The 16,587-nt window shown below is 60.4% G+C and carries 15 protein-coding genes and 2 pseudogenes; 10 read left to right on the plus strand and 7 right to left on the minus strand.

Translation table 11 applies throughout. The annotated features are described in order from the left end of the window. The first annotated feature begins 367 nt into the window (after positions 1 to 367). From GNZ13_RS22970 to GNZ13_RS53545, 5 genes are all read left to right on the plus strand, one after another. Positions 368 to 3,172: a TonB-dependent receptor gene (locus tag GNZ13_RS22970; protein WP_172168343.1), complete on the plus strand. Its 2,805-nt coding sequence runs from the start codon at positions 368 to 370 to the stop codon at positions 3,170 to 3,172. Between the two features lie 21 nt (positions 3,173 to 3,193). Then, on the plus strand, positions 3,194 to 4,270 hold the full coding sequence (locus GNZ13_RS22975; RefSeq protein WP_172168345.1) for a YncE family protein: 1,077 nt from the start codon (positions 3,194 to 3,196) through the stop codon (positions 4,268 to 4,270). A gap of 95 nt (positions 4,271 to 4,365) precedes the next feature. Next, positions 4,366 to 4,977, plus strand: coding sequence for a MotA/TolQ/ExbB proton channel family protein (locus tag GNZ13_RS22980; protein WP_172168347.1), 612 nt, complete (start codon positions 4,366 to 4,368; stop codon positions 4,975 to 4,977). Between the two features lie 30 nt (positions 4,978 to 5,007). Further along, complete coding sequence (locus GNZ13_RS22985) at positions 5,008 to 5,418, plus strand: ExbD/TolR family protein (protein WP_172168349.1); 411 nt, start codon at positions 5,008 to 5,010, stop codon at positions 5,416 to 5,418. An 18-nt stretch (positions 5,419 to 5,436) separates the two neighbouring features. Continuing rightward, complete coding sequence (locus GNZ13_RS53545; RefSeq protein ID WP_172168351.1) at positions 5,437 to 6,168, plus strand: energy transducer TonB; 732 nt, start codon at positions 5,437 to 5,439, stop codon at positions 6,166 to 6,168. Between the two features lie 91 nt (positions 6,169 to 6,259). On the opposite strand, the gene GNZ13_RS22995 is transcribed toward GNZ13_RS53545, so the two are convergent. Beyond that, positions 6,260 to 7,282 (minus strand): YncE family protein, encoded by a 1,023-nt coding sequence (locus tag GNZ13_RS22995; protein ID WP_172168353.1) that lies wholly within the window; start codon positions 7,280 to 7,282, stop codon positions 6,260 to 6,262. 213 nt (positions 7,283 to 7,495) lie between these two features. Here GNZ13_RS22995 and GNZ13_RS52620 point away from each other — a divergent pair, with 213 nt between their 5' ends. Then, complete coding sequence (locus tag GNZ13_RS52620; protein ID WP_236002155.1) at positions 7,496 to 7,729, plus strand: c-type cytochrome; 234 nt, start codon at positions 7,496 to 7,498, stop codon at positions 7,727 to 7,729. A 167-nt stretch (positions 7,730 to 7,896) separates the two neighbouring features. Here GNZ13_RS52620 and GNZ13_RS23005 read toward each other — a convergent pair. Next, positions 7,897 to 8,088: pseudogene (locus GNZ13_RS23005) on the minus strand (helix-turn-helix domain-containing protein); the annotation flags it as partial. A gap of 191 nt (positions 8,089 to 8,279) precedes the next feature. Further along, the gene (locus GNZ13_RS23010; protein ID WP_172168357.1) at positions 8,280 to 9,002 is read right to left on the minus strand and encodes an IS6 family transposase; all 723 of its coding nucleotides are present in this window, start codon (positions 9,000 to 9,002) and stop codon (positions 8,280 to 8,282) included. Between the two features lie 77 nt (positions 9,003 to 9,079). Here GNZ13_RS23010 and GNZ13_RS23015 point away from each other — a divergent pair, with 77 nt between their 5' ends. Then, positions 9,080 to 9,799 (plus strand): IS6 family transposase, encoded by a 720-nt coding sequence (locus GNZ13_RS23015; RefSeq protein ID WP_172168359.1) that lies wholly within the window; start codon positions 9,080 to 9,082, stop codon positions 9,797 to 9,799. A 54-nt stretch (positions 9,800 to 9,853) separates the two neighbouring features. Here GNZ13_RS23015 and GNZ13_RS23020 read toward each other — a convergent pair. From GNZ13_RS23020 to GNZ13_RS23030, 3 genes and pseudogenes are all read right to left on the minus strand, one after another. Further along, a pseudogene (locus GNZ13_RS23020) lies at positions 9,854 to 9,958 on the minus strand (IS6 family transposase); the annotation flags it as partial. A gap of 215 nt (positions 9,959 to 10,173) precedes the next feature. Next, the gene (locus GNZ13_RS23025) at positions 10,174 to 11,391 is read right to left on the minus strand and encodes an MFS transporter (protein ID WP_172168361.1); all 1,218 of its coding nucleotides are present in this window, start codon (positions 11,389 to 11,391) and stop codon (positions 10,174 to 10,176) included. Positions 11,392 to 11,504: 113 nt separating this feature from the next. Beyond that, positions 11,505 to 11,939 carry a winged helix-turn-helix transcriptional regulator gene (locus tag GNZ13_RS23030; RefSeq protein WP_093635082.1) on the minus strand — a complete coding sequence of 145 codons (435 nt, stop codon included), beginning with the start codon at positions 11,937 to 11,939 and terminating at the stop codon, positions 11,505 to 11,507. Between the two features lie 157 nt (positions 11,940 to 12,096). Between GNZ13_RS23030 and GNZ13_RS23035 the strand changes: the two genes are divergently transcribed. From GNZ13_RS23035 to GNZ13_RS23045, 3 genes are read left to right on the plus strand one after another with little or no spacing between them, the layout of a single operon-like run. Further along, positions 12,097 to 13,095: an aldo/keto reductase gene (locus GNZ13_RS23035; RefSeq protein WP_172168363.1), complete on the plus strand. Its 999-nt coding sequence runs from the start codon at positions 12,097 to 12,099 to the stop codon at positions 13,093 to 13,095. 55 nt (positions 13,096 to 13,150) lie between these two features. Beyond that, positions 13,151 to 13,600: a (2Fe-2S)-binding protein gene (locus tag GNZ13_RS23040; protein ID WP_172168365.1), complete on the plus strand. Its 450-nt coding sequence runs from the start codon at positions 13,151 to 13,153 to the stop codon at positions 13,598 to 13,600. Beyond that, positions 13,600 to 15,846: a xanthine dehydrogenase family protein molybdopterin-binding subunit gene (locus GNZ13_RS23045; protein WP_172168367.1), complete on the plus strand. Its 2,247-nt coding sequence runs from the start codon at positions 13,600 to 13,602 to the stop codon at positions 15,844 to 15,846. The genes GNZ13_RS23040 and GNZ13_RS23045 overlap by 1 nt, the downstream gene beginning before the upstream one ends. Before the next feature lie 101 nt (positions 15,847 to 15,947). On the opposite strand, the gene GNZ13_RS23050 is transcribed toward GNZ13_RS23045, so the two are convergent. Next, on the minus strand, positions 15,948 to 16,562 hold the full coding sequence (locus tag GNZ13_RS23050; RefSeq protein ID WP_172168369.1) for an ankyrin repeat domain-containing protein: 615 nt from the start codon (positions 16,560 to 16,562) through the stop codon (positions 15,948 to 15,950). Positions 16,563 to 16,587 lie beyond the last annotated feature (25 nt).

Below are 16,587 nucleotides of genomic sequence, written 5' to 3' on the forward strand. Positions count from 1 at the left end.
TATACGTATACATCATTGATTTTATTGAATATTAACTTAGGTTGATGAGTGGGTCCGTGTAATATTTGATCGTCGAATGACGATCAATTGTCGAAAAATTGGCCAAATTGACACTTTGGCGTCACAGTAGTTCCGTAAAACGTCTTCCGCATCGAGGGCGATGCACGTCGGACGTGCGACGCATGACATCGATCCGGGTGCCGTCGATGTGAACCTGCGCGATAAAAAGATTGGTAGATCATTAGTGATCCTACCTGCTTGGTTGCGTCGCCCAGCTTCGTGGAGGTCGCCTGAATTTCCGCATACCTGACACCAGGAACATGTGTATCCGGGGCAGGATGTTTGCAACGATTGACGGAGAATAAACATGCCGAACAGGCATATGACAGGGTTGTTGGTGGGATTGGTGAGCGGCGCGACAATGAGCGTCGCGTATGCGGCGGATACGGCGACGTTGCAGGGTCACGTGCTGTCGAGCGCGGACAAGCGTCCGCTCGCCGGCGCCCGAATTCAGATTCGCGAGACGGGGACGAGCACCACCACCTCGTCTGATGGGGCTTTTAGTTTTACCAGACTTGCGGCAGGGCAATACACACTGGTCATCACGCCGACTCGCTCAGCCGCCGTCGAACGGACTGTGGTGGTGCGCGAGAACGACACGACAAGCGACGACCTCACCGTGGACGCAGCCGTTCCCTCACTCGACCGCGTGACCGTCACGTCCCAGCGCACCGCGAACGTTGTCGCACGTGCGACTCAGCAGAGCGCTCCGAACATGGTGACCATCCGGACCGCCGACGACATCCGCAAGGCCCCCGACGTGAGCGCCGCTGAAGCCGCTGCGCGTATGCCGGGCGTGTCGCTCGAGACGGACTCCGGCGAAGGCCGCTATGTCAACATCCGCGGCCTCGACACCAACCTGAACAGCACCACGTTCGGCGGCATCCACCTGCCGCCGACCAACCCGGCTTCGGCCCAGAACGGGGGGCGTGCTGTCGCGCTCGATACGATTCCGGCCGGCATGATCGGGCAGATCCTCGTGACCAACACCAACAAGCCCGAACAGGATGCCGATGCGCTCGGCGGCACGATCGACATTTCGCCTCGCACGTTGCCCCCTTCGGGCAAGCCGTTCCTGGATGCCAAGCTCGGTTCAGGTGTCGAAACGCTGCGCGGGAGCACAGTTTCGGATGTCGAGATGACAGCGGGTGCGCGCTTCGGCGCGCACGGTATCGCAGGTCTCGGTTCGGGCATCACGTCATATTCCGACGCGCCGTTCACCTTCATCGGTACCTTTGCCTACAACCAGGACCACCGCGGCGTCGACGACGAAGAAAACGCCTATGTCGATGCTGCTGGCGTACCGAACAAGGCCTACGCGCAAACCGACCCGCGTTACTACAACTATCATCGCAAGCGCCTTGGCTACGGCGGCGAACTGGACTTTCAGCCTAACGCCGACAACAAGTGGTACTTCCGCTACTACAACTTCGGCTATACGGAGAACGTGAACCGGCAAGACCTCCAGACCAACTTCACTGGCAATCCGGTCCAGAATGCGAACGGCACGCTCACGGATACGGCGACCTATGCGAAGGGATTGCGCGACGAGAAGGAGACGCTGCGAACGCAACTCTTTGCGCTGGGCGGCGAAAACAAAATCGGCCCCGGCAAGATCGATTATCGCGCCGGCTTCACCAGTGGCACCTACGACAAACCGTACGACCTGAATTCGACGTTCAACAACGGCCCCCCGGCTACGGTGACGTATTACCCCGGCTTTGACTACGCGACGCAATCGATCGTATCCGGTCCGAACCCGGCTGATCCCGCCGGCTACACGCTGGGCCAGATCGTCAACTCGTCGCAGTACGTCAAGACGAATGAGTGGTCGGCCAACGTCAACTACACGCTGCCGGCTCATTTCACGAGTGCCGATGACGAACAGTTCAAGTTCGGTGCTGGCCTGCGCCGAATGACCTTCGCCAGCGCGCAGAGCAACTACACGTACTCGCCGGCCGCGGGAATCCCGCTGTCGCAGGCGGTGTTCGGCGCGCCGAATGTTTTCTACAACGGCATGTACAACATCGGGCCGTCCATAAGCGATGGCGTCATGAGCGGCCTCTATGGCGCCGCTGCGGCCAACGGCAACCTCACGGCTTACCCGTTGAAGGACGCCGCCGCGTTCTCGGCTATCAACGAGAACATCTACAGCATGTATGGCCAGTATCAGTTCGGCTGGGGCCGCCTGGGCGTGCTCGCGGGTCTGCGCGGCGAATGGACGCAGGATACGTTCAGCGGCAATCTGATCAACGGCAGCTCCGTCACGCCAAACCAGACGGCGAACAACTACTTCAACCTGTTTCCGTCCGTGCAGTTGCGCTACGACTTCACGCCGACGCTGGTGGGTCGCGCGATCTATTCGAGTACGATCGCGCGTCCGGGCTTTGCCCAGAGCAGTGCGTCGGTCTTGGCCGATGCGGGAACGGGAACCGTGACCACCGGCAACCCGAACCTGAAGCCGACCACTTCACAGAACTTCGATATTCAGTTCGAGAAGTATTTGCCGCATGGCGGGATCATTTCGCTCGGCGCGTTCGACAAGTCGATGACCGACTACGTCGTGGGCCAGTCATCCACCGTCTTCAGCTCGCCGTATCTTCCGGGGTATTCGGGCCCCATCAAGCTCCTAAGCTTTGCCAATGTCTCGTCAGCACGTGTGCGCGGTGTCACCGCCAACTATGAGCAGCACTTTACGCAGTTGCCGGGGTTCCTGAGCGGCCTGGGCGCAGGCGCGAACTGGACCTGGACCAATTCGCACCTGGACATTCGCCCGGGCGACGACCACACGCTGCCATCCGGTCCGCGCAATTCGTATAACGCCAGCGTGTTCTACGAGCGTGGTCCGTTGGATATGCGCCTGTCGGCCTCCTATGTGGGCAAAAGCCTGTGGGCAGTGGGCAGTTCTGCTGCAACCGACGTCTACACGGCGTCGCGCTTCTCGCTCGACTTCGGCGGCAGTTATCAGATCAGAAAGGATGTGGGCATCTATCTCGACGTTCGCAACATCCTGAATACGCCGCTGAAGTTCTACGAGGGCTCGCCGGATCGTCCGATCCAGCGCGAGTTCTACGGCCCGACCGTGATGGTTGGTTTGACGATCAACGAATAACCCCGCAAAAACAGGATCAACATGAAACTCAAGTCTATTGTTCAGGCAGTAACGACGCTGGCGCTGTCCTCCGCACTGCTACTGGGCAGCACGGCGCATGCAGTACCGGGCGCGAATCACGGTGAGTTCGAAGTCGTGAAGCACTACGCCTTGGGCGGCACAGAGGGCTGGGACTACGTCGGGTATGACGCGGTTCGTCAACACCTGTTCATCAGCCGTGCCAGTCACGTCCAGGTTGTCGATACCGAATCCGGCAGGCTGGTCGGTGAGATCGCCAACACGGACGGCGTGCATGGTTTCGCGTTTGTCCAGGACCGGAAGCTCGGCTTCATCACCAACGGCCGTGCCGACACGATCACGGTGGTCGATCTCGACACGCTGCGCACCGTTGAAACGATGAAGGCGGGCGGCCCGGACCCGGACGGCATCATGTATGCGCCCCAACTGAAGCGCCTCTATGTCAGTAATGGCCATGACCAGAGCGTCAGCGCGATCGATCCGGCTACGCGCAAGGTCGTCGCGACGATGCCGGTCGGCGGCAAGCCTGAATCGCTCGCGGCTGACAGCGACGGTCGCGTCTTCGTCAACGTCGAAGACAAGGGAGGGATCGTCGTGATGGACGGCAAATCGAACAAGGTGCTCGCTCACTGGTCGATCGCGCCTTGCGAAGAGCCGTCGGGACTCGCGATCGATACGAAGTCGGAACGGCTCTTCACCGTCTGCGCGAACAACCGGATGATGGTGATCGATGCGCGCTCCGGCCGCCAGGTTGCTCAACTGCCGATCGGCGGCCACCCGGACGCCGCAGGGTTCGATCCGGTGCTCAAGACCGCGTTTAGCTCGAACGGCGCAGACGGAACGCTGACCGTGGTGCACGAAGACGACGCGGATCACTACACCGTGCTGCAGAACGTGCCGACGGAAGTGGGCGCGAAGTCGATGGTTCTCGACGACGATGCTCACCGCGTCTACCTGGTCTCGTCGAAGTTCGGTTCGACTCCCGCCGCGACTGCCGACAATCCGCATCCGCATCCGAGCATCGTGCCCGGCACGTTCAACGTCCTGGTCGCGCAGCGCATGCCGCAAAGCAGCCAGTAACGTATCGCCGTCACCTCAACTGCGCCACCGGCGGCATCGCAACCGCGATACGCCGGCCGGCGGCAGATTCAAGACACAACCTGGAAGGTAGCATCATGCTTCGCATCATTATCGACTCATCGGTTCAGTCATTCGGCTTGTTACCCTTGATGGCAGTGATCTTTGTGGCCGCCCTCGCGATCATCATCGAACGCGCGATTTTCTTCAGCACGTCCGTGCGCAACGGCGTCAGCCTCGAATACGACCTCAAGCAGGTAGGCCGCGCCAAGGCCGACGATGTGAAGAAACTCATTCAACATTACCAGGGATCGGTGCAAAGCGAACTGATGAGATCCGCGATCGAATCACAGGGTCAACCTGCGGAAGACTTCGAGCGCGAAGTCGAAGAAAGCATCATGTTCCAGATGAGAAAGCTCGACCGTAATCTGTGGGTGCTGGATACCGCAGTGACCCTCGGGCCGTTGCTCGGCCTGCTGGGCACCATTATCGGCATGATCGGATCGTTCGATATTCTGGGCTCGTCGGGAACCAGCGATCCGATGGCCGTCTCCGGCGGCATTGCACACGCGCTGATCGCCACCGCTTGCGGCCTAACGATCGCTCTCGTCGGCGTCGTGGCGCTCAACTATCTGAACAAGCGCGTGCGAATGGTTCTTCTGCAGATGGACATAATCAAGTCGATGCTCGTCACGCGATTTGCCGCTTGAACCGCGGCCACTTCACATACGGAGAACACCGTGAGAAACCATCGGGCTCACTACTTTGGCAATGAAGAGAAACCGCGGATCGAGATCATTCCGATGATCGACATCATGATGTTTCTGCTCGTTTTCTTCATGCTTGTCATGCTCAAGATGATTCAGGGCACTGGACTTAAGCTGGAATTGCCGCAATCGTCCACCGCGACGCAACTCAACACGGTTGACGTGACGGTCGGGGTAGAGAAGGACGGAGAACTGCACCTCGACCGGAACGACATTTCTGCGCCGCAACTCACTGCACGCCTGAAGGACATGGAGGCCACGAAGCAGGTCAATGTGACGATTGCGGGCGACAAGGGAGTCGAGTACGAGACGATCATCAAAACCATGGATCTGGTGCGTTCCGCGGGGATCGGTTCGGTCGCGCTCGCGACCGATGCGCAATAGTCTCTGGAGGCGAGCGTAATGAACATGAGTATCTCGAGCAAACCCCGTGGAGCACTGTGGCCGACCATGGCGTCACAGCCAGGTTCCGGCAATGCAATGACCATCGCGATTCTCGCTGCGCTTGCGATCGAGGGCATGCTGATAGCGGGCGTGATGTCGGTGCGTGTGCCCGCTCCGAAGCCGGTACACGCGCCGCCTGTCATGCAGATGCGGTTTGTCAAAGCCGTTACACCACCGCCGCCACCGCCGCCACCGCCGGTCATCAAGAAAGTGGTGAAGCAGCAATCGGATCTTCCGGTGCCGAAGCCGGTGGCACGGCCGGCTGCCCCAGTACAACGGCACGCTGCCACGCCGACAGCCGCACCGGCGCCGGTTGCTCCCACGCCCGTTGCGACACAGGATGCGCCTTCTACGGCGCATGCTGCGCCAGCCGCGCCCGGTCCTTCAACCGTGGGATCCGGCAACACGACAGCTGCCGTTGCGGCACCCGCCGACATTGCAATCGTGTGTCCCGTGCAGGCGAAGCCCGACATGCCGCCGCGGGCGTTAGCCGAGGGAATCTCCGGCGAAGTCACGGCGCGTGCGACGATCGAAGGCGGCAAGGTCGCCCGCGTCGATATCGTGAAGTCGACGCCTCCGGGGGTTTTTGACGGATCGGTACGGCGTGCGATGGCTCAGTACCAATGCAAGGTCGACGGCGGCGGTCAGGTCGTGGTCGAGCAGTCGTTTGATTTCACGCAGACCGACTAGATTGCTTGAGGAAATCTGTTTGAGGGCGAGTGCGCGACTCGCCTGACACGCGCCGGCGCAGTTGAACTGCGCCGGCGCGTCATGTCTCGACTCAGCGGACGCTGAGCACCTGGAGTCCGGCCTCCGCTGCCTGCGGACCCTTCGTGTGAACGACGTAGAACCTCTTTAACGACGGAACATAGATCGAGGTCTTGCCACCGAGCGTGTTGATGTGTTGCTCGATCGCGTAGTGGTTCGGATCGACCTGTTTGACGACATCGAGTCCTTCCGCGCCGGTAACGTAGAGGCGCTGATGCTGCGAGTCGAAAGTCATGTCGTCCGAGATGTCGACGATATCGAGAGACTGAATCACAGAGCCATCGCTCGCGTCCAGCACGAACAGCTTGCCGGGGGCGCGCGAACCGACGAACAGGCGCCCGGCCTTCGGATCGAACGCCATGGCCGAATTTCGGCTTGGGCCGGGAACGTGCCAGAGACTCGTCAACTTGCGGGTGTTCAGATCGATAACGCCGATTTCGTTTTTGTCGCGCATGTTCACGAAGAGGCGCTGCGTAGCATGGTCGATGACCATGGCCTTCAATTGTCCCGCAGGAACATCGATTCTCCCCAATACGGAATCGTCGGCAAGTGAAATCAGGCTAATGTACGCGTTGTCACGATGTGACTGCGCGCCGCCGTTACCGAGAAAAAAGATCCCGCTCTTGCTATCCGCTACACCGGAATCCGGTTGCGGATCGAGTGGAATCACTTTCTTGACTTCAAAGCTGTTCGTATCGACAACCTTGACGTTCGAGTCGCCCGCATCCGCTATGAACAATTCCTGACCGTTGTGTGCCAACAGTATCTTGTGAGGAGACTTCGCAACGTTCGTGACGCTCGCAAGATGCTCGCCATTGGGCAACTGGAATACTTCAATGGAGCCATACTTCTCGGCTGACACGTACAGACGGGAGTGAGCCAGGTCGACTGCGAAATGGTCGAAATCGCCACCGGTGACGTGTGGTAGCGGCGTGGTTGAAAGAACCCTCAGCGGGTCTGTCGATGATTCTGCGGCAAAGGCTGTCGATGCAACGCAAAGGCAAGCAAGGGCAAGTAGCCGGGCAGTCGTCTGCATGAGTTTCGTTAGGGTGGTTAGGGAGCAGGATCCAAAAGTTCATTTTAGCGTCCAACTCGCGACCACAGCGTGACGAACGGATTACCGATTTGAAATCGACGAGGCACTGATGCCGTGATTGGCCCCGTCATAAACGGTCGACTGGATAACCGCAACGTTGCCGCGCCGGCGCTCGCGATGGCGGGCAAGCAACTCGCTGAGATGGGTGCGGGCATGAGCGTGCAGGCATGCTTCAGTTGCCATGCTGCCGGCGGCAAGGGAAATGGCGCGCGCTTCCCGAGCATAGCGGGTGAGCCAGCCGCTTTTGCCGTGGCGCACTTGCATGAATTTAAGGCGCGCACATCGAATGCCGAGGCTTCTTTTAAATTTCCGGGTTCCGGCCAGATTCAGATGTCCGTACATGGACGCCCGCAGTTTGGCAAGTTTTCAATCGGTGATGATGGGTAGGTAGATTGCAACCGTACATTCGGACTTTCGTTGCGCCTGCGCCGCTGTCCTTGATGGGTTTCGCTGGTCGGCTCCCCGTCGCTTTTGCGCACTCAAAGGTGCTCGGACATTCCCGGGCTTTGCCAACCACGGTCTAACCTGTCTTGCCATGACGTCATGATCACCTGAGCAATCGGTGGCCTGCCCAGCGCGCTACGTTTGTGCTTCGGCTTCCAGTTGTTGCGCCTCAACTCCCGGCTAATTGTGCTGTGCGAGCGCTGCAAAGCCAACGCAATCTCGCCTGAACTGCAATTCTCAAGCTTCATCGCGAAGATCACGCCGCGCTCTTCAGCGCTCAGATGTGCGTATATTTTTCCCATGCAACACATCCTAACTAAGACTGTTGCACTTGTATTTTGAAACTGCCGTCATAACCAGGAAAATAACAATCCTGTAATCTGCCGGACGGATTTGGGTAACGAAGTGGCCGCTATGCTGAGAACTAACCTCCCGCGGTGGCTCTGTCGCGATAAGGACGGAGGGGCGAGCGCAGTGCACGGGCCGCGATCGTTTATGAGGCGAGGGAATAGAATTGCTGTGCGGCGGACGCACCGGTCCATTTGGCGCATTTCATTTGCCCCTTACGGATCATGTGCATCACCTCAATGCCGCCCAGAATGATGCGCGCACTACGAAAATCCTTGAAACCGAGCATGGGTCGGGTTCGGCGTTTGATGGCCCGGTGGTCCTGCTCAATGCGGTTGTTCAGATACTTGACCTGACGGATGCGGATGGGTGTTTCGCATGCGGCGTTGATGGCCTGGAGGGCGGCCAGATTGGCACCGCTCTTATCCATGTTGACCGTCTGCGGGGCGCCGTTCTGGCCAATCGCTTTCTCGAAGAAGCGGCGCGCTGCAGGCTTGTCACGATGGGTGCGCAGCAGGAAGTCGATGGTGTTGCCGGGCTTGTCCACGGCGCGGTAGAGATACTTCCACTGGCCCCTGATCTTGAGGTAGGTCTCGTCCATCTGCCAGCTTTTACCGACCGGCCTTTTGTGTTTGCGAAACATTCTCTCAAGCAACGGCACCAGCTTGATCACCCAGCGGTGCACGGTCGAATGATCGACTGAAATACCGCGCTCAGCCATCATTTCCTCGAGATCACGCAGACTCAGCGAGTAGCCCACGTACCATCTCACGCAGACCAATATCACTTCGAGCGGATAGTGAAGTCGCTTCAGAACTTTAGCTATGCCCGAGGCCAGTGTCTTTCGCGGAGTCTGCGTCTTCTTCATCGTGCCATTCGGGGAATTTCGTCTGCTCCGGATTTTACCCCGCCGGCTTATCGCGACAGAGCCACTGATGGTCGCCGATGAGTAAGCTGAAGAGTCTTGACGAGTTGTTCGATGGGCTACACTTTGATCGCGAGATCATCATTCTGTGTGTCCGCTGGTACCTGCGCTACAAACTCAGTCTGCGGGATCTTGTCGAGATGATGGCTGAACGGGGTTTGTCGCTCGCACACACGACGATCCTGCGCTGGGTGCAGCGCTATGCGTCGGAGTTCGTCAAGCGCTGGAATCGTTTTGGCACGCCCACGGGACAGTCGTGGCGTGTCGACGAGACCTACCTGAAGATTCGCGGCAAGTGGGCGTATCTCTACAGGGCGGTTGACCGGGCTGGTCAGACGGTGGACTTCATACTGCGCGCGAAGCGCGACGTTAGGGCGGCCAAAGCCTTTTTCAGCAAGGCCATCAAACATCAGGGCCAACCGTCGAAGACCATCACGCTCGATGGTTATGCAGCCTCGCACCGCGCGGTGCGCGAAAGAAAGGTCGACGGCCTGCTGCCGGAGGATACGGTGATACGATCCTCGAAGTATTTGAATAACCTGATCGAACAGGACCATCGTAACGTCAAGTCCAGAACGAACGTCATGCTCGGTTTCAAACGTTTCGGGAACGCTGCGAACACGATTTCAGGAATCGAGTTGATGCATCGCATCCGCAAAGGACAATTTGGCCTTGCGAGATTGCGACTCAAAGATACGGCTGCTCCCGCTGTCTGGAATGCCGTCCTCTCCACTCAATAAGATATCCTATCTATACACATAAGATCGTTCCGACCGGCTATTTGCACCAGAGCCCCATCGCACGCACAGCAGGATCACTTCAAGCGGATAGTGCAGCCGCTTCAGCACCTTGGCGATGCCCGGATCCAGCGTCGTTCGTGGCGTCAGTGTCTTCTTCATCGTGTGGCCAAAGCGCTTTCCTCAACCTCGAATTTTACCTCTCCCGCGTCAATGCGACAGGCCGGCTATATGATTATCAGAGCCGTGTGACCAGCCTGCCGAACAGGCAGGTTTGCGAATTGGTCACCCACAGTAGCCTGTCGCCTGGATCGCCGTCTTCTTATCTTGGCTGAATGACCAGGCAAAACCGCGATCGATCGGCAAGGGTTTCGAGTTCAGTCACCGATCGCTCGGGACTCTTGCCCCGTGTCCGCTTGCTCACGCATCAGCAGGAACAGCGCGATAAGTACAAGGACTATCGTCAAGCCAACGAAAAGCAGTGTCGCGCGTTGAATGTCGGCGAGCTGCACGGCGATACCCAGGCCGATCACAGGTAGCGAGATCGCCACATACAACACGACGAAAAAGCTGGACGTAACTTCCGCTCGCCGGTGCGCAGGCGCCGCTGACGCGATCTCGCCCAACCCGGCGCGAAAGCTGATACCTTGCCCGACTCCTGCCAGGGCGGTGCCAAGCAAAAGCGCGCCGAGCGAGCGCTCCGGCACGCACAGGCCGACACACACCAATCCGGCGACGAGTCCAATGCAGCCGGCAGCTTGCCGCCACCGGGCAGCGATGATCGTCTGCACGATCTGCCCGAGAGCGGAGCACGCGAACAGCAGGAACACAATCGAGCCGGTCACGATACCGCTGTGAAAGCCGAGTACGACCCGAATCAGTTGCGGGGCGACCGCCGCAAAGAAGCCCACCACGACGAAACCGGCAAACCCGGCCAGCGCGGCAGGAATAAACGCACGGCGTACTTCGGCAGGAAGCGAAATTCTCTGGATGCAGAGCTTCACTCGCGCGGGAATCGCGGCGGTCTCCGGCACGCCAAGGATGACTAGCGCGGCGACGCCCACCAGCGCGAGATGCGCCGCGTAGGGCAAGCGCGTCGGCCAGGGGAATAGTTCGACGATGATGCCGCTTAGCAACGGACCGCAACCCAGCCCCAGCATATTGGAGGCGGTAGCCGCGAGCATGGCTTTGCCGCGCCACGCAGGCGGCGCGAGTTCGATCACGGCGACGGTGGCGGTTCCTGTGAAGATGCCGGCGGAGATTCCCGACAGCAGGCGGCCTAGCATCAGAGGCGCCAGTCCGTCGCTGAGCAGGAACGTCAGCGCTGACGCGGCCGACGCACATAGTCCCGCCAGCAGCATGCGACGACGGCCTAGCTGATCGGACCAGTTGCCCACCAGCAGCAGTGCACCCAGCACCCCGATTGCATACGAGGCATAGATCACCGTGATGATTGTCGGCGTAAAACCATACTGCAGTTGGTAGTACCGATAGATTGCCGTCGGTAGCGTTGTACCCATCATGTTGATCGCGAACGCCAACGCGACAGCCAGAAATGCGATCGGGGATTGCGGTACGGCAGAAGCTGCTTTCATGAAACGTCCCAACGGTTGCTCGAAGACTGCGCGCAATTATGGGCAATTTCTCACGGCCTTGCTGGCGGCTCGACAGTGGCAGTCAGCTTCGACCTCGCTTTACGGCGGCGACGCTAAGCGATGGGCACATCACGCGGACGTAGGTGATCGACCCGCTTTTCGCCGTGGTCGAATTCACGTCGCGCCAATTCCATTTCGCTCATGTGGACTTCGACCCAGTCCCATATCCCACAGATCTTATCGAGCAGGCTGCGCCCCAGTGGCGTCAGCTGATAGTCGACCCGCGGCGGGATCACCGGATGCACGTAGCGCGTAACGAGGCCGTCACGCTCGAGCTGCCGCAGTGTCTTGGTGAGCATTTTCTGGCTCACACCCTCCACCACTTCGCGCAGCCGCGAAAAACGCATCTCGCCGTGCGTGCCGAGCGCGTCGATGACGAGGATCGTCCACTTGTCCGCGATCTGCTCGATGATGTTCCGCGCCAGGTCGTCGGTCTTTTTTTGCGGGTTGTCGTGCGCGTAAGCGCCGTCGTAGCAATTAGTTTCCATGGGGAAAGTATGAAACCGTCAGGTGCCTTCTTGTGATCGCCGGATGCCGCTGAAATAATCGGTTCGCCTGCCCGTGCGATGGGCTCGTCGCCGTTTGTCAGATCGCATTCGACCCGGATGCGGTGCTTTACGTAGTGCTTTGATTAGAGAGCTTCACATGACTATTGAAACAATCGCAATTGAAGGTTTAACGACCCCCGTCTCACGCATCGGCCTTGGCACCTGGGCGATCGGCGGATGGATGTGGGGAGGCACCGACGAGAAAGACTCGATCGCGGTGATCCGCCGGGCGCTCGACAGCGGTGTCAATCTGATCGACACAGCGCCGGTGTACGGCTTCGGCGCATCGGAGGAGATCGTCGGCAAGGCGCTGGCCGACGGGTATCGGCACAAGGCGGTCATCGCGACCAAGGTCGCATTGGAATGGCAAGACGGCGCGGTGTTCCGCAATTCGTCGCCGGCACGCATTCGTCAAGAAGTAGAGGATACGCTGCGGCGCTTGCGGACAGATTACATCGATCTATATCAGGTCCACTGGCCCGATCCGCTAGTGCCGATCGAAGAGACTGCTGCGGTGCTCGACGATCTGCGCAGGGAAGGCAAGGTGCGCGCGCTGGGCGTCAGCAACTTCTCGCCTGCGCAAATGGATGCGTTCCGCCACGTGGCGCCGCTGTCGGCCACGCAGCCGCCGTACAACCTGTTCGAGCGCGATATCGATCGTGACGTGCTGCCGTACGTAAAACAGCATGGGCTCGTCGCGCTTGCCTATGGGGCACTTTGCCGCGGGCTGCTGGCGGGGCGCATCGGCGTCGAGACACGCTTCGAGGGCGACGATCTGCGCCAGCGCGACCCGAAGTTTTGCGAGCCGCGTCGCGAGCAGTATGTCGCGGCCGTAAAAGCACTCAACGTGTTCGCGCGCGATAACTTCGACAAGTCGGTGCTCGCGCTGGCGGTGCGCTGGGTGCTCGACCGCGGTCCGACGATCGCACTTTGGGGCGCACGTCGTCCGGCGCAGCTGGACGGGATTGAAGATGTGTTCGGCTGGCACCTCGACCAGAAGGCGTTCGAGCAGATCGACGCGATTGTCGCGCAGTTCGTCAGGGATTCCGTGGGGCCGGAATTCATGGCGCCGCCGGAACGCGTGCTCATAGCGTGACAGGGAGCCAGACGCCTGGCAGGTGTGGCGTGCGTCGACAACACGGAGTTAACGGATGGAACTGAATGTGAATGGCGTGCATCACAACGTCGACGCCGACGCGAACATGCCGCTGCTATGGGTGGTGCGAGATCTGCTAGGGCTGCATGGCACCAAGTTCGGCTGCGGCGTGGGCGCATGCGGCGCGTGCACCGTCCATCTGGATGGCGTGGCGGTGCGCTCGTGTGTCACGTCACTAGGGGATGTACAGGGCAAGCCGGTGACCACGATCGAAGGCTTGGGCAAAGGCGGCGAGCATCCCGTGCAGCGAGCGTGGAAAGCCGCGAATGTGCCGCAGTGCGGCTACTGTCAGCCTGGCCAGATGATGCAGGCTGCGTCGCTGCTCAAACAAACGCCCAAGCCGAGCGACGAGCAGATCGTCGAAGCGATGTCCGGAAATGTCTGCCGCTGCGGCACCTATCAACGCATCAAGGCTGCCATCAAGGCAGCAGCGGAGCAGGCGTAATGAGCGAGATCGTCAATCTGAGCCGGCGCCGGGTATTGAAGGGCACCTTGGCGGGCGGAGTGGTACTGGGGCTACATGTCGGCGGCGCGCCCAAGGCGTTTGCGGCGAGCGGCGTCAAAACGGTGTTTGCGCCGAACGTCTATGTGTCGGTCGCGCCGTCTGGCGAGATCGTGCTGGTCGTGCATCGCTCCGAGATGGGCACCGGCATCCGCACCAGTCTCGCAATGATCCTCGCCGACGAACTCGATGCCGACTGGAACACCGTCAAGGTTGTGCAGGCGCAAGGCGATGCGAAGTACGGCGACCAGAATACCGATGGCTCGCGCAGCATCCGCCAGTTCTTCCAGCCACTGCGCGAGGCAGGCGGCTCCGCGCGGCAGATGCTGATGGCGGCCGCCGCGGCGCAGTGGCGCGTGAGCCTGGCAAGTTGCCGGACCGAGCCGGGTCATGTGGTGCATGCGGCGAGCGGGCGGCGCCTTTCATACGGCGCGGTGGCGGTGGCCGCGGCGCGTCAGCCAGTGCCCGGCCGCGACACGCTGCAACTGAAAAACGAGGACACGTGGCGCTATATCGGCAAGTCACTGCCGATTGTCGATCTTGACGACATTGTTCATGGCCGCGCGACGTACGGCATCGATGTCGTGTTACCCGGTATGACGTATGCGTCGGTCGAACGTTCGCCCGTGTATGGCGCAACCCTCAAAAGCGTCGACTCGACTGAAGCGCTGAAGGTGCCCGGCGTGCTGCACGTGGTGCGCATTCCTTCTGCGCCGCTGCCCGCCGGCTTCCAGCCACTGGGCGGCGTCGCGGTGGTCGCGACCAGCACGTGGGCCGCGCTGCAAGGGCGCCAGAAACTGAAGCTCGAATGGGACCTCGGGCCGAACGGCACTTACGATAGCCACGCGTATCGCAAGGCGCTTGAAGACACCGCGCGGCAGCCTGCGAAGGTTGTGCGCAACAACGGCGATACATCGGGCGCGCTGAAGAACGCTACGCAACACGTATCGGCCGACTATTACGTGCCGCATCTGGCGCACGCGGCGATGGAGCCGCTAGCTGCAACTGCATCGTTTGCGAACGGCACGGTCGAGGTCTGGACCGCGACGCAAAACCCGCAGCAAGCGCGTACAACCGTCGCGCAGGTGCTCGGCCTGCAGGAGCAGGCCGTGACGATCAATGTCACGTTGCTCGGCGGCGGCTTCGGTCGCAAGTCGAAGCCGGACTATGTGGCCGAGGCCGCGTTCCTGGCGCGCGAAGTCGGCGCACCCGTCAAGCTGACGTGGACACGCGAAGACGACATACGTAACGACTATTTCCATGCCGTGTGCGCGCAGCACATGGAAGGCGGACTCGATGCGCAGGGCAGGACGATTGCGTGGTTGCACCGGAGCGTGTTTCCGTCGATCGGTTCGACGTTCACGCCGAATGTGGTTTATGGATCGGCGGGCGAACTCGGTCAGGGTGTGACCGACATGCCTTATGAAGTCGCCAACGTGCAGTGCGAAAACGGGGCAGCGCCAGCGCATACACGTATCGGCTGGTATCGCTCGGTGTACAACATTCCGCACTGCTTCGCGCTGGGCTCGTTCGTCGACGAACTCGCCGCTGCTGCGCGACAGGATCCGGTGCAGCATCTGCTCGCGCTACTGGGCAGTCCGCGCCATGTCGATCTGCATGCGCTGGGGGTCGACTATCCGAACTACGGCGCGTCGATCGACGAGTATCCGATCGATACCGCGCGCTATGCTGCGGTGGTCCGCGCGGCGGCGGTGCGGTCGAACTGGTCCGCAGCGTTGCCAGCTCGCCATGGGCACGGCATCGCTGTTCATCGCAGCTTTCTAACGTACGTCGCCGCGGTCGCGCAGGTGCAGGTGGCCGACGATGGCTCGGTGCGCGTGACGTGTGTCGACCTGGCGGTCGACTGCGGACGTATCGTCAATTCCGATCGCGTGATCGCGCAGTTCGAAGGGGCGGTGGTGATGGCGCTCGGCAACACGTTATACAGCGAACTGACCTTCAGTAGCGGGGCGGCCGATCAGTCGAACTTCACGGACTACCGGGTCGCCCGCATCGACTCCGTGCCGGAAACGCACGTGTATATCGTGCCGAGCGCTGCACCGCCCGGCGGTGTTGGCGAACCGGGTGTGCCGCCGACATCGGCTGCCATCTGCAACGCGATCTTCAATGCGACGGGCACGCGAATCCGGGCGCTGCCGGTGGATAGCGCACTCTTGAACCGGGCGTGATCAGCGAACGGCCAGGTGCCAAGGCCAGGTTGTGCGAGTATCGCGATCACTTGATTTGCCGACGGTCGACACGACATGAAAGGCAGTTTATCGGCCACGTCTCATTGTGTCGCGCCGGTGTGCCGCAATGCATTCTCCGCAGCCGGGTTGTGTTGTGCGATCGCCATTTGCAACGCGGTCCCGCCGCGCGCATCGACATGATTCGCGTTGGCGCCGTGCGCGACAAGCACCGGAATCATATCGAGCCGGCCGAATAGCGCGGCAAACGACAATGCCGTTTCCCCCGCGTTGTTGGTTTGATCGATGTCGCAATGCGTGTCGAGCAACATCGTCGCAATATTCGTCTCGCCTTTGAAGAGCGCCCCCATCAGTGCCGTGTTGCCGTGCCGGTCGGCGGCGCAAGCGTTGGCGCCTGCAGAAAGAAGGGCCTTCAATGTCTCCGGGTGATTGTCATACGCGCTAAGGATCAGCGCGGTATAGCCTTCGGGCGTTGTTGTCTCGAGCGGGAAATGGGCATCGATCAGCGCCTGAACGATATCCGTGCGTCCCGCACGCGCCGCGACAAACCAGTCTTCGGTGTAACGCGGCGTGTCCGTCACGGCCGAATACGTTCCCGGCTGATACACATGCTGTGCGCAACTCGCCGTCAACAGTGCGGCCAGGGTGGCGACCGCCACGGTCCGAACAAGGCCCCGGGCAGTGAAAGAGCATTGCATTACGTCCTCCGTGAGAAAGCATAGC

Origin of the sequence: Paraburkholderia elongata (genome assembly GCF_013177735.1) — a bacterium.
GTDB lineage: Bacteria > Pseudomonadota > Gammaproteobacteria > Burkholderiales > Burkholderiaceae > Paraburkholderia > Paraburkholderia elongata.